Genomic DNA, 12,857 nt, shown 5'->3' on the forward strand with positions numbered 1-12,857 from the left:
CTGTGTGGATGTCTCTGAAGAGTCAATCACAAAAATTAACTTCTATTGTCACAAAAAAAAACGTCACAATTAATAACCGTTAATTTCAATATTTTTTATAAGAGAGTAGTGATTGTAGCGAATGTGCGACACTCCCGCGGGAGCAGCGAGCAGTTACACCACAAATATGCTGCGAGTTGCTTCGACGCACATATCTGCGAAGCGTTACTGGTAGAGGAAGAAGCAGGTATAAAAATTCCAGGGGGCTCACCGGCGCCCCCGTGGAAAGTGCAATGAGCGCAAATCAGTATCTGCTCTCATTTTGCACGAGAAATCTCCTGTTTACCATTAATATGGGGACAGATGCTTAACTCTTAACTTTCGCGGCTGAATGCTTATAAAGATCGGTCAATTATTAACAATCACACCACAATTCTTAACACAAACCCCAAATAACAGCCTGCCACACTACCCTCAGACTTCCCGCTCTATTTCGAATTTACTGACTATAGTATAATGACGAAAGATGAACGGAGAAGGAGAATCAACATGGCGGAATTTGATCGGACCCAGATGAAAAAATACATAAGCCGGTCTCCGGCGAGAATCAGCCTGAAGCTTCGGATGACGCTTCTGATCGGGCTTCTTACTGTGGGGATGCTTGCCATTATCGGTGTGTTCTTTTACTTTCTTCTGTCGGACTCCCTTGAGCAGGAGATGGGGGAGCGGGCACTCGGGGTAGCGAAAAGTGTGGCTGAAATCGCTGAGGTAAGAGATGCCGTTGCCCAGGGCGATCCCGGTGACAGGACCGTACAAAACCTCGTGGAACCGATCCGGCAGTCAACGGGGGCTGAATTTATCGTAGTGGGGGACATCAATGAGATCCGCTACTCTCACCCCAACCCTGATCAGATTGGAGAGCGGATGGTTGGAGAAGACAGCGATGATGCTTTAATTGAAGGATTATCGTACATCTCCCAGGCGGAAGGGTCTCTCGGGCCGTCGATTCGGGGGAAGACGCCGCTCTTCAGCGAAAGCGGCGAGATTATCGGTGTGGTGTCGGTCGGCTTCCTTGTGGAGGATGTCCGGGGAGTGGTGGACAATTACCGGGACGAGCTCGTCTCAGCCCTTGCACTTATTATGGCTCTGGGTCTTGGTGGCGCAATCCTCATCTCGATTTACATTAAGAAGGTGTTGTTCGGTCTTGAGCCTGAGGAAATTTCGTATCTTCTGCTTCAAAAGGAAACGATTCTTCAGTCAGCTCACGAAGGCATTATTGCGGTTAACAATGGAGGGAATATTACGCTGTTGAATAAGGCGGCGCAGCGGCTGCTGAATGTGGAAAATGAGCCTTTGGAGCGCTATATTGGTCAGCCTGTTCATGACCTCCTGCCGAACTCGAAGCTTCCTGAAGTGCTTCAGAGTGGGGAGAGTCAGTTCGATGAGGAGATGGAGTTTGGTGAGCATATTGTTGTTGTGAACCGGGTTCCTCTTTATGATGACGGGCATCTGGCGGGGGCGGTTTCCACGTTCCGGAACAAAACGGAGATTGAGCGGCTGACGAGGGAGCTGACCAAAGTGAGGGAGTATGCGGAGGGGCTCCGGGCACAGACGCATGAATTTTCAAACAAGCTGTATACGATTTCGGGGCTTTTGCAGCTCGGTCAGAAGCAGGAGGCTATTGATTTTATAAAAAAAGAGACGGTGAGCCAGCAGAAGTGGATCCATCAGCTTATTGACCAGGTGGCGGATCCGATGGTAAGTGCGATTCTTCTCGGAAAGCTCAACGAGGCTCATGAAAGAGGGGTCAGGCTGATCATTGACCCGGAGAGTACGCTTACGTCGGTGCTTTCGAAGGGAGAGCGGCATGCTCTTGTTACTGCTCTTGGCAACGTGGTGGATAACGCCATCGATGCGGTGAAGCATCTGCCGAAAGACGAACGCACTGTTTCGGTATTTTTCACGGATATAGGGGATGAGGTGCTGTTTGAAATCGAAGACCAGGGGGGCGGCATTCCTGAAGAGCTTGTGGAGCGGATCTATGAGCAGGGATTTTCAACAAAGGACGGTGAGCATAGAGGATTCGGGCTTGCTTTATCCAAACGGGTGCTTGAAAATGTCGGGGGAACGATGAGTACGGAAACGACCGGGGAAGAGGGAACGTGCTTTGTGATTACGATTCCGAAAAAAGAGGAGGGACGATCATGACTCTTGCTGTTTTAATAGTAGAAGATGATTTTCGTGTGGCTGACATTACGAAGCAGTTTGTAAATAAAGTAGACGGCTTTACTGTTGCGGGGTCGGCCAGGACGGCTAAGGAGACACGTAATTTTCTGGAAAAGAATCCGGCGCCGGATCTTATTCTGCTCGATGTGTATATTCCGGATGCGGACGGTCTGAGCCTGTTTTGGGAAATCAGAAGGGAGTATCCGGCCGTTGACCTGGTCATGGTTACGGCTGCAAAGGAAGTGGTTACCTTTGAAGAAGCGCTTAAGGGCGGGATCTTTGACTACATTGTGAAGCCGGTTGACCTGGAGCGGCTGGCCCAGACCCTGGAGCGGTATAAAGCCCAGCGGCAGACGCTTGTGATGAAACAGGAACTCGATCAAGGGGAAATTGACGATCTTTTGCAGGGGGGCAGGAAAGGGAGTCTGTCTGATGAGACAGATCTGCCGAAAGGGATTGACGCGATTACCCTCGAGCAGGTTAAAAAGCTTCTGATGAAAGAAAAAGACGGGATTACTGCTGTGAATGTCGGAAAACAGATCGGGGCGAGCCGTTCAACAGCAAGGAGGTATCTTGAATACCTGGTTTCAGTGAATGAAGTGGAAGCGAAGCTCAAGTACGGTGATGTGGGACGGCCGGAACGGCGTTATGTGACATCCCGGTGAACAAAATGAACAAAATAGAACTTATGTGAGTAATCTTCACTCCTCTTTTCGTTCGTAGTACTCTTAGCCTTAACAGACGAAGGAAGAGCCGCGGTTTTGAAAGCGCTTCCTGATCAAGTATGAAAAGAGGGATGAAGAATGCTCAGTATTATCGGTTTTTTAACCATTATCACCATTGTTGTACTGCTCATAAGCGGGAGAATTACCCCGATTATGGGACTTGTCCTTGTTCCTGTGGGCGGGGCCTTGCTTGCCGGCTTTAACATCGTAGACATTGGAGGTTTCTTTAACGAAGGTATCGATTCGGTTATCAGTGTTGTGATCATGTTTATTTTTGCGATTTTATTCTTCGGCATTATGCAGGACACGGGGCTGTTTGACCCGTTAATCAACAAAATGATTGCCCTTACAAAGGGAAGTGTCGTTGCCGTTGCTGTGGGGACTGTCATTGTCGGTGCCGTTGCCCACCTGGACGGGTCGGGAGCGTCAACCTTCCTCATTACCATTCCGGCACTGCTGCCGCTTTATTTGAAATTACGGATGAGCCCTTATTTACTTTTACTATTGGTCGGTTTGAGTGCCAGTATTATGAACCTTGTTCCCTGGGCGGGGCCGATCGGCAGAGCCGGTGCCGTTCTCGGTGTGGATCCGTCTGCGCTTTGGCGTCCGCTGATTCCGGTGCAGATTTCGGCTATGCTGCTGCTGATTGTTTTAGCCGCATTCCTGGGGATTCGGGAAAAGCGTCGGATTTCCAGGATGTCAGATGATGAAGTGGCCAAGGCTGATGCTGAGGCAGAGGTTGCTGCAACCAGTGAAACTGCGGATCCATCAGTGGTGGAAAGGGATCCGGCCCTTGCCCGGCCGAAACTGCTTTGGCTGAATTTACTCATTTCTTTAGCAGTAATCACTGTGCTTGTTTGGGACATCCTTCCATCAGGACTGGTATTCATGCTCGGGCTGAGTATTGCCCTTCCGATCAACTACCCAAAAGTAGACGATCAGATGGAACGGATCAAAACTCACGCACCGAATGCGTTAATGATGGCGGCGATCATTCTTGCTGCCGGTTCGTTCCTCGGAATCATGAATGGAACAGGGATGCTTGATTCACTGGCGACAGATCTAGTTATGATTTTACCGGCGTTTGTCGTGCCTTATCTGCACGTTATCATGGGTGTGTTCGGCGTACCGTTTGATCTCGTGCTCAGTACGGATGCCTATTACTTTGCCCTGCTGCCGGTGGTCGAGCAGATTGTGACTTCACATGGTGTTGATTCGATAACGGCCGCGTACACGATGATTATCGGAAACATCATCGGTACGTTCGTCAGTCCTTTCTCTCCGGCGTTGTGGCTTGCCCTCGGTCTTGCGGGACTGGAGATGGGCAAACATATCCGCTACTCCTTTTTCTGGGTATGGGGATTCAGTATTGTGCTTCTTATTGTGGCGTTTTTAATCGGGGTTATTTAAATTGCAGGAGAGCTCTCTTCCATTTTGGAAGGGGGTTTTCTTTTTGAAAGGCACTCAATGCGCTCCCTTTCTGCGGGGGCGCCGGTGAGCCTCCGGGAGGTTTATATCTGCTTCTTCCTCTTCCAGTAACGCTACGCAGATATGTGCGTCGAAACAACTCGCAGCTTATTCGTGGTGTAACCGCTCGTTGCTCCCGCAGGAGGGCCGCGCATTCGCTGCAATCAACGAGTTTTTAAAACAACAATGATTTTTAATGGACTTTTCTTTATTAAACTACTTATTTTGTGAATGAAAGTTGAGGTAGCCGGAATGTTCGAAGACTCTTGCAGAAGTGGAGGCTCGACGGCACCTCCGCGGAAAGCTAAGGAAATTCCGGCTCCAGCATATGTTTTCAGCTATTTAGTGTCTTTCCTGAAGTATGAGGGCTAACCCGTTAATCAGCAGCAGAAAGCCGTTAATCAAGTCTCATAAGTCGTCAATCCCCTGCACCGGCACTCCTCAGTATGAAAAGCCACCCATTATCCGGAAAACAACTGGCATATCCCTATGTGAACGGGCGTACATATAGTGAGACGAAAAGGAAGTTTGAGCGGAGCTTGTAACGGAAACAGACCTACTACAAGCTTAATAAGGAGGTTCATTCATGGCATTATCAAAAGAACTTGAGTCACTGAAAGAATTTCACTGTCCTGAGGGAAAATGTGTCCTGACCGTTTATCTAAACACAGACCGAGCGAATCAGGATCAGCAAAAGGGCGAGTGGAAGATCCGCCTGAAAAACGGTCTGAAGAAGCTTGATGAATACTTAGATTCGAGCGGTAACGAGAAACAGCTGAAAAATTACCGCAAGATTAAAACAAAAGTGGAAAAAGAAATTACAGGAAACCAGACGAACCTGCAGAAAAGTGTCGTGATTTTCGGCTCGGAAGAAGGAGATCTCTGGTCGGTTCATTACCTGCAGCTGCCCGTAGAAACAAGCTTTCACTGGGAAAACGTGCCGGTTGTGGACCAGCTCGAAGCGTTGGCGAAACAATATCCTAAGAGCGGAATTGTTCTAACGAATATGGACGAAGTTACCATACTCGATACTGCACTCGGGGAAGTGACCGACACAAGAACGTACACGTTTGATCCGGAAACAGAAAACTGGTCATTTAAAGACGGAATGGGTGCAACGAACGCGATTCAGTCCGGCGCAAGCCACGTGGATAAATTTCAGCAGAGATTCGAAGAAAACCTGAACCGCTTTTATAAAGATATGGCCACCAACATTGAGCAGATGAACCGGGACCGTAAGTGGAATTCCGTCTACCTTGTGGGTGAAACCGAAATGACAAGAACGATGGAGTCCCAGCTCCGTGTGAAAGTCGGCAAGTCTGTAAACAAAAACTTAAGCAACGCCCGGCCGTCCCAGGTGCTGGCACAGGTGTTTAAATAAGCCCTGGCACAGACGATTCCGGCCCATAAAAAGAGTCTGGGACAGAACAGTCTCTAAATAAGTAAAAATGATTAATGATGTTATAATTTTTAAACATAAGGATACCTTCGATTCTGTTGTGTTGTGGTCACTCAACTTTATCAGAAGGTATCTCTTTTGTGTGCACAATTTCAATTTTGAAGGTAAATCAGTTGATTGATCAAAAATCACGAGACGCCTGCGGGAAAGCAAGAGCTGAAGATCCATCGGGGCGATCTTTCCCCGATTAGCTGAAGCCTTGCCCGCGGCAAGCGAGTGTATTTTTGATCAATCAACACTCATGTAAACATCAAATAAAAAGAAATGGCTCTCACCAGCGGTGAGGGCCATTCTTTTTAGCTGGGTTTTGTTCCAGCCTCTATTTTTATTGAGTGAAAAAAGTCACTTCATTCTATAGGTCTATTGCCCATTTCATACGCGGACTGTAAAATGTAAGATGATTCCGAAAATTACAAAAAAGAACAGAAGAATACATAAAACCCTTAAATAAATAAAAAGCCTGAAATTTTTTCTCTGGATTTCAGAATGTGAAATAGTTTAACTTTTTAGAATATTAAATTATCTATACTATGGTTAAATCGCTGGTTGCTGATGATACATAGGACCTCAGCCAGGTCAAAAGTCACTGCAGGACCAGCAAACCATTTTATGGAGGTGTGTGCAGTTGGATGTTCGTGAATTAAGAAACTGCTTCGGCCATTTTGCCACGGGTGTAACCGTCGTAACCTGGAAAAAAGAAGACCAGTTTCACGGAATTACGGTGAATTCATTTACCTCTGTCTCACTCGATCCGCCTTTGCTCCTTGTTTCAATCGACAAAAGAGCAAAAGCGTGCAGCATGCTGGAGGATCATCCTTTTACCGTCAACATTTTAGCAGGGGATCAGGAAAGTATAGCATGGCAGTTTGCCGGCCGTCCTCAGGAAGGCCTGACGATTGACTGGGAAGAAACGGACCACGGCCCGAAAATTAAAGGAGCGCTTGCTACATTTGAATGCCGTCCATGGCAGGGGTATGAAGGCGGAGATCACATTCTCTACATCGGAGAAGTAACGGACTATACCTACGATGAAGGAACGCCCCTGATGTTTTATAAAGGGCAGTTCCTGAAAGATAAAAGTGAAGAAGAGAAAGTAAACCAATAAACGGAGGTAGGGCAATGGGAATCAGAACGGGGAATGAGTATATCAATGCCTTAAAATCCCGCCAGCCGGAGATCTGGCTTGGGGGAGAGAAAGTCACGGATGTGGTGAATCACGATGTGTTCAGGCAGCCGATTAAGGAAATTGCAAAGCTTTATGATCTCCAGCACGATCCTGAGTTTCAGGACAGAATTACCCACATCTGCAGCGAAACCGGAGAGCGGGCGAATAACTCCTTTTTACTGCCGAGAACAGCAGAAGACATTAAAGCCCGGAGTGAAGCCTTTGAAGTTCATGCGAGAGCCACATTTGGTCTTATGGGGAGGACACCGGACTTTTTAAACACGGTTGTTACCAACATGGCCGGGAATCCATGGTTTCTGGACAAGTATAATCCTGACTGGGCCAAAAACCTTATCGAGTACTACAACTACATCAAAAAGAACGATTTATTTTTAACCCATGCGATCATCAACCCGCAAAATGACCGGAGCAAAGCGTCCTATGAACAGGAAGATTTGTTTACCCACCTCGGTGTGGTGGAGGAGAAGCCTGACGGGCTCATCGTACGGGGGGCAAAAATGCTTGCCACGCTTGCTCCGATTACAGATGAAGTGATCATTTATTCTTTCCCTGGATTCCAGCCGGGGGATGAGCGCTATGCCCTTGCTTTTGCTGTGCCGGTTGACACGCCGGGACTTAAGCTTCTCTGCCGGGAGCAGATGCAGGACGGGACGCGATCAGTATTTGACCATCCACTTGCATCCCGCTTTGAAGAAATGGATGCGGTGCTTGCGTTTGAAGATGTTCTGGTGCCTTGGAACCGGGTGTTTATGTATAACAATGTAGAAGCAGCGAACCTCCTTTACTCGAAAACAGGAATCAATCAGCAGCCTGCCCACCAGTCCGGTGTGCGGGGCTATGTAAAGCTCGAGTTTGCTACCGAGGTTGCCTGCAAGCTCGCTGATTCAATCGGGGTCGATCAATACTTAAACGTTCAGACCGATCTTGGGGAACTCGTTCAAAACGTGGAGACGATCCGTGCCCTGTTGCGTGTTGCCGAGCAGGAATACGAGACGATGCCCACAGGGGAAGTAAGACCGGCGGCCGCACCTCTCGAAACGATCCGGGGGATGCTTCCGAAAATGTATCCGAGAGCGATCGAGGTCATGCAGATTATTGGTGCGGGGGGCCTTCTCATGTCTCCGACAGCGGCTGACTTTGAGAATCAGGAGCTGAGAAGCCACCTGGATAAATACTACGCCGGACGAGAAGGAGTATCGGCAGAAGAAAGAGTTCATCTCTTTAAGCTGGCATGGGATTTATGCGGTGAAGCGTTCGGACAGCGTCTTCTTCAATATGAGCGTTACTACACGGGAGACCCGATCCGTAAGCGGGCGATCTTCTATAACCAGTACAAGAGAAACAAGCAGTTTACGTCAGTGGAGCAGGCATTAGCCGCATCACCGCCGTTAAAAAAACAGGTGACCAAAGCAAAATAAGGGGCTTTAAGGGGTGTAGTGCATGATATCGTCGGTACAGAAGATTACGAGGATTCTTGATTGTTTCACAAACGAAAAACCTGTACTTGGTAATCAGGAAATTGCAGAAATGCTCGAAATGAATGTGAGTACGGTGCATCACCTGGTGAAAACCCTTTGTGCAGAAGGACTGCTCATCCAGGACAACAAAAAGAAATACCGCCTTGGGTGGAAGCTCCTTGAATGGAGTAATCATGTGATGTATCAGCAGGACATTTACAACGAGGCGATTCCTCTTGTGGAAGGACTGATAAACAAGTATAACGGGACTGTTCACATCGGCATGTTTGATGCGGGGGAAGTCCGGTTTGTCCTGAAAGTAGCGGCCAAGGGATCTGTAGCGGTACCTACATATGTAGGGGCAAAAAAGCCGGCGTACTGTACGAGTACCGGGAAAATACTGTTATCCTTCAATCCTTCGTACATCCAGCCAACGATATCAAAGGGACTGACCCAGAGAGCTGCCAATACGATTACGTGTGTGAAAAAGTTCAGACAGGAATTAAAAGAAATCCGAAAGCAGGGCTATTCAATCAGCAATAACGAAAACGAGCTCGGCCTGTACGGCATTGCAGCCCCGATCCAGTCCTACACGGGACAGACGGTCGCAGCGCTGAACATGGTCGGTCCGGTCAGCTATATGGAAGGACGGCACAGAAACGAGATTATTCAAAGCGTGAAGGGAACAGCACAGTCCATTTCAAAAGAGCTAGGTTACATTAATTCGATTTGAAAGCGTTTACAAATTTTAAAAATGCGGAGGAGGCCCTTTATCCTCCCCGCCAAAATACCAGGAGGAATGAAAAATGGATTTAAAATCGAGAGCGTTTAATTTAATGCAGATGGTCGAGGAAAACAAGCATTTACTCAAGCCGCCGGTGAACAACAAAGTTCTCTGGGAAGACTCTGAATTCATTGCCATGCTTCTTGGCGGTCCGAACCGCCGCCGGGATTTCCATGTGGATCCCTCTGATGAATTTTTCTATCAGATGAAAGGAGACTGCTACGTGGAGTGCATCAATGACAAAGGGGAGCGTGAAGTGATTACGGTAAAAGAAGGGGAAGTCTTTATGCTGCCGGCAAACGTCCCTCACTCTCCGCACCGTGTGGCTGATACGTACGGTATCGTCCTTGAAAGAAAGCGGGGCGAAGGTGAATTGGAGGACTTCGTATGGTTTTGCGATAACTGTGATCACCTTATGCATAAAGCGACCGTTCAGCTCACCAACATTGAAACCCAGGTAAAAGGGGCAATCGAAGAATTTAACGGAAGCAAGGAGCTTCGTACGTGTGATAACTGCGGACATGTAATGGCGGAAGAAGTGGAAGTGTGGAAATGCGAATAGATGCCCATACCCACGTCATGCCTCCTGACATGCCGGACTTTCAGGCTAAATACGGACAGGAGCGCTGGCCGGTGGTCGTTAAAACGAGTGAAACGGAAGCAGACATTATGGTGGCGGGAAAGCTGTTCAGAAAAGTAACAGATCAGGTCTGGTCACCAGGAAAAATCGTAGAAGACATGGACCAAGAAGGGATCGACATGCAGGTCGTGTCACCGATTCCTGTGACCTTTTCATACTGGGCGCCTCTTGAACAGGCCCTTGAAATGATTCAGCTTCAAAATGACTTTATTGCGGGGATGGTAAAGGAACGTCCGGACCGGTTTATCGGACTTGGTACTGTTCCAATGCAGGATGTGGAGGCAGCGATTAAAGAGATGGACCGCTGTGTTCATGAGCTGGGCCTTTCCGGCATCGAAATCGGAACCAATGTGAACGGTGAGAACCTCGATTCTCCTGAACTGCTGCCCTTTTTCCAAAAAGCTGAGGAATGGGACGTTCTGGTGTTTATCCACCCGTGGGAAACGCTGGCCAAAGACCGTACTCCGCGCCATAACTTTATGTACACCGTCGGAATGCCGAGTGAGACTGCCCTTGCTGCTGCCAGCCTTATCTGGGGCGGTGTGATTGAGAAATTCCCCGATCTGAAAGTGTGGTTTGCCCACGGAGCAGGATCTTTTCCATACATCCTGCCGCGGCTCGATCAGGGGTGGAATGTCTGGCCGGATCTGAGAGTCACCGAGCATCCGCCGAGTCATTACGTGAAGAACTTTTATTTTGATGCCCTAACGTACGATGAGCAGAACACGGAATACCTGATTGAAAAGTTCGGCGTAGACAAGCTTGTCATGGGGTCTGACTATCCGTTCCTTTTAAAAGAATCACCGCCGGGTAAAACGATCAGCCAGATGAAGAGCCTGTCTCATGAAGACCGGGCGAAACTTATGGGAGAAACAGCGGCAAGTCTCCTTAAAGTGAAAGAGAGGCAGACCGAAAATGGTTAATCAGACCCTCACACCGGAAGAGAAAATTGAAAATCTCGGACTGAAGCTCAAGCCTGTGCGGAAACCTGCCGGTAACTATGTTGGCTATGTGAGAACAGGAAACCTGATATATACATCAGGACAGGGAGTCGATGAATACCACGGAAAACTCGGCCGTGACCTGGATGTGGAAGAAGGATACCTTGCTTCAAGACAGTCCATGCTTAACCTCCTCAGTGTGATCAAACACGAGGTGGGCGAACTGAGTAAGGTGAAGCGGGTCGTTAAACTCCTTGGTTTTGTAAACAGCACGGAGATGTTTACGGATCAGCCCAAAGTCATGAACGGAGCGTCTGACTTACTCGTTGAGGTTTTCGGAGAAAAAGGGAAACATGCAAGATCAGCCGTGGGCATGGCCCAGCTCCCGAACAACACCGCAATTGAAATTGAGCTCGTTGTTGAAGTTGAGGAGTAGAGTCCTGTTGTGCCAGTCTTCACAGAGCGGCACAAATCGGGCTGCATCAAACCAGATTGAAAGGACGAACCGGTATGCAATCAAAAGTGATGGAGCACGAAGCGTTAAAAAAATATAAGCCTGTCGATTGCCGGCATTTTATCGATGGCGCTTTCATCGATTCAGAAAAAAAGGTCAATAACATCAATCCTGCCACTGAAGATGTAATCGGGACCATTGCCATTGGCGGAGAACAGGAAGTAGACAGAGCTGTTCAGGCAGCCAAACGGGCCTTAACAGGTCCATGGAAGTCCCTGTCCTCCTTTGAGCGTTCCTCCATTCTCAGAAGAATCGGAGACGAGATTTTAAAACGAAAAGAAGAACTGGCCTTCCTGGAAGCCACGGATACAGGAAAGCCCTATGCTCTTGCTCTCGAGATGGATATTACAAGGGCAGCACATAACTTTTACTTTTTCGCAGACTACCTCACTTCCATGGGGACTGAAGCCTACCAGCAGGATGAAAAAGCGCTTCACTACGCGATCAGGCGTCCTGTCGGTGTTGTAGGAATGATCAATCCGTGGAATCTGCCTCTGCTCCTTCTCACGTGGAAACTGGCTCCTTGCCTTGCTGCCGGGAGTACAGCAGTGATGAAGCCGTCGGAGTGGACACCGATGACAGCAACGGTACTTGCTGAAATCTGCAAAGATGCAGGGGTTCCGGACGGTGTTGTAAACCTTGTCCACGGTTTCGGTGCCGATTCAGCGGGAGAGGCCATTACAAAGCATCCGGAAGTGGATGCCGTTACCTTTACAGGAGATACAAAAACAGGAACGGCGATTATGCAGTCGGCAGCGCCGTCATTAAAAAAGGTCTCCTTTGAGCTTGGGGGAAAAAATCCAAACATCATCTTCGCAGACTCTGATCTGGATGAAGTGATCGAGACTACGCTTAAATCAAGCTTTCTCAATCAGGGGCAGGTATGCCTCGCGGGGTCACGGATCTATGTAGAAAGCACCGTCTATGACGAATTCATGGAAAAGTTTACGGCACGGACTAAGGAGCTGAAAGTCGGTGATCCGTTTGATGAAAAAATGAATGTGGGGTCCCTTGTGAGCCGGGAGCATTACGAACACGTTCTTCGTTACATCGATCTGGCCAAAGAAGAAGGGGGCACGGTCGTAACAGGTGGAACAAACCGTCCCGATTCTTTGGACAAAGGCTGTTTTGTCCGACCAACAATTATTACCGGTCTCGGCCAGTCGGCCCGTTGTGTGCAGGAAGAGATTTTTGGTCCGGTTGTGACAGTCATGCCTTTTGACACAGAAGAAGAAGTGATCGGTTACGCCAATGACACGAAGTACGGCCTTGGTACTTCCATCTGGACCAATGATCTCAGACGTGCCCACCGTGTGGCACACCGGATTGAAGCAGGGATCATTTGGGTGAACACGTGGTACCTGCGGGATCTCCGTACGCCGTTTGGAGGTATGAAAGAGAGCGGTGTAGGTCGCGAGGGCGGTGCGCACAGCTTTGATTTTTACAGTGAACTGTCCAATGTCACGATTAAGTTATAAA

11 protein-coding genes are annotated in these 12,857 nt (G+C 48.4%); all 11 read left to right on the forward strand.

Going from position 1 to position 12,857, the window contains the following annotated elements; translation table 11 throughout:
- Nucleotides 1-528: 528 nt before the first annotated feature.
- The 11 genes from JSY36_RS06060 (at nucleotide 529) to JSY36_RS06110 (ending at nucleotide 12,856) form a co-directional block, all read left to right on the forward strand.
- Nucleotides 529-2,187, forward strand: coding sequence for an ATP-binding protein (locus JSY36_RS06060; protein WP_236784573.1), 1,659 nt, complete (start codon nucleotides 529-531; stop codon nucleotides 2,185-2,187).
- A complete protein-coding gene (locus JSY36_RS06065; protein ID WP_205165677.1) occupies nucleotides 2,184-2,870 on the forward strand; it encodes a response regulator in 687 nt (228 codons plus the stop codon). The genes JSY36_RS06060 and JSY36_RS06065 overlap by 4 nt, the downstream gene beginning before the upstream one ends.
- 138 nt (nucleotides 2,871-3,008) lie before the next feature.
- The gene (locus JSY36_RS06070) at nucleotides 3,009-4,340 is read left to right on the forward strand and encodes a CitMHS family transporter (RefSeq protein ID WP_205165678.1); all 1,332 of its coding nucleotides are present in this window, start codon (nucleotides 3,009-3,011) and stop codon (nucleotides 4,338-4,340) included.
- Between the two features lie 643 nt (nucleotides 4,341-4,983).
- A complete protein-coding gene (locus JSY36_RS06075; protein ID WP_205165679.1) occupies nucleotides 4,984-5,778 on the forward strand; it encodes a VLRF1 family aeRF1-type release factor in 795 nt (264 codons plus the stop codon).
- A 703-nt stretch (nucleotides 5,779-6,481) separates the two neighbouring features.
- Nucleotides 6,482-6,961, forward strand: a complete 480-nt coding sequence (locus JSY36_RS06080; RefSeq protein WP_205165680.1) for a flavin reductase family protein — start codon at nucleotides 6,482-6,484, stop codon at nucleotides 6,959-6,961.
- Between the two features lie 14 nt (nucleotides 6,962-6,975).
- Nucleotides 6,976-8,460 carry a 4-hydroxyphenylacetate 3-hydroxylase family protein gene (locus tag JSY36_RS06085; RefSeq protein WP_205165681.1) on the forward strand — a complete coding sequence of 495 codons (1,485 nt, stop codon included), beginning with the start codon at nucleotides 6,976-6,978 and terminating at the stop codon, nucleotides 8,458-8,460.
- A 22-nt stretch (nucleotides 8,461-8,482) separates the two neighbouring features.
- The gene (locus JSY36_RS06090; protein ID WP_122901141.1) at nucleotides 8,483-9,232 is read left to right on the forward strand and encodes an IclR family transcriptional regulator; all 750 of its coding nucleotides are present in this window, start codon (nucleotides 8,483-8,485) and stop codon (nucleotides 9,230-9,232) included.
- A 73-nt stretch (nucleotides 9,233-9,305) separates the two neighbouring features.
- Nucleotides 9,306-9,845 carry a 3-hydroxyanthranilate 3,4-dioxygenase gene (locus JSY36_RS06095; protein ID WP_205165682.1) on the forward strand — a complete coding sequence of 180 codons (540 nt, stop codon included), beginning with the start codon at nucleotides 9,306-9,308 and terminating at the stop codon, nucleotides 9,843-9,845.
- The gene (locus JSY36_RS06100) at nucleotides 9,830-10,846 is read left to right on the forward strand and encodes an amidohydrolase family protein (RefSeq protein ID WP_205165683.1); all 1,017 of its coding nucleotides are present in this window, start codon (nucleotides 9,830-9,832) and stop codon (nucleotides 10,844-10,846) included. Before JSY36_RS06095 ends, JSY36_RS06100 begins: the two co-directional genes overlap by 16 nt.
- Nucleotides 10,839-11,300: a RidA family protein gene (locus tag JSY36_RS06105; RefSeq protein WP_205165684.1), complete on the forward strand. Its 462-nt coding sequence runs from the start codon at nucleotides 10,839-10,841 to the stop codon at nucleotides 11,298-11,300. Before JSY36_RS06100 ends, JSY36_RS06105 begins: the two co-directional genes overlap by 8 nt.
- Before the next feature lie 74 nt (nucleotides 11,301-11,374).
- Nucleotides 11,375-12,856 carry an aldehyde dehydrogenase gene (locus JSY36_RS06110; RefSeq protein WP_205165685.1) on the forward strand — a complete coding sequence of 494 codons (1,482 nt, stop codon included), beginning with the start codon at nucleotides 11,375-11,377 and terminating at the stop codon, nucleotides 12,854-12,856.
- The last annotated feature ends 1 nt before the right edge of the window (nucleotide 12,857 follow it).

Source organism: Alteribacter salitolerans (assembly GCF_016901055.1).
In the GTDB taxonomy this organism is placed as follows: Bacteria; Bacillota; Bacilli; order Bacillales; family Salisediminibacteriaceae; genus Alteribacter; species Alteribacter keqinensis.

Excerpts from the sequence above, each read along its gene's own strand:
- JSY36_RS06110 (WP_205165685.1), top strand. The coding sequence starts at position 11,375 with ATGCAATCAAAAGTGATGGAGCACGAAGCGTTAAAAAAATATAAGCCT.
- JSY36_RS06060 (WP_236784573.1), top strand. The coding sequence starts at position 529 with ATGGCGGAATTTGATCGGACCCAGATGAAAAAATACATAAGCCGGTCT.
- JSY36_RS06065 (WP_205165677.1), top strand. The coding sequence starts at position 2,184 with ATGACTCTTGCTGTTTTAATAGTAGAAGATGATTTTCGTGTGGCTGAC.
- JSY36_RS06095 (WP_205165682.1), top strand. The coding sequence starts at position 9,306 with ATGGATTTAAAATCGAGAGCGTTTAATTTAATGCAGATGGTCGAGGAA.
- JSY36_RS06075 (WP_205165679.1), top strand. The coding sequence starts at position 4,984 with ATGGCATTATCAAAAGAACTTGAGTCACTGAAAGAATTTCACTGTCCT.
- JSY36_RS06090 (WP_122901141.1), top strand. The coding sequence starts at position 8,483 with ATGATATCGTCGGTACAGAAGATTACGAGGATTCTTGATTGTTTCACA.
- JSY36_RS06085 (WP_205165681.1), top strand. The coding sequence starts at position 6,976 with ATGGGAATCAGAACGGGGAATGAGTATATCAATGCCTTAAAATCCCGC.
- JSY36_RS06105 (WP_205165684.1), top strand. The coding sequence starts at position 10,839 with ATGGTTAATCAGACCCTCACACCGGAAGAGAAAATTGAAAATCTCGGA.
- JSY36_RS06070 (WP_205165678.1), top strand. The coding sequence starts at position 3,009 with ATGCTCAGTATTATCGGTTTTTTAACCATTATCACCATTGTTGTACTG.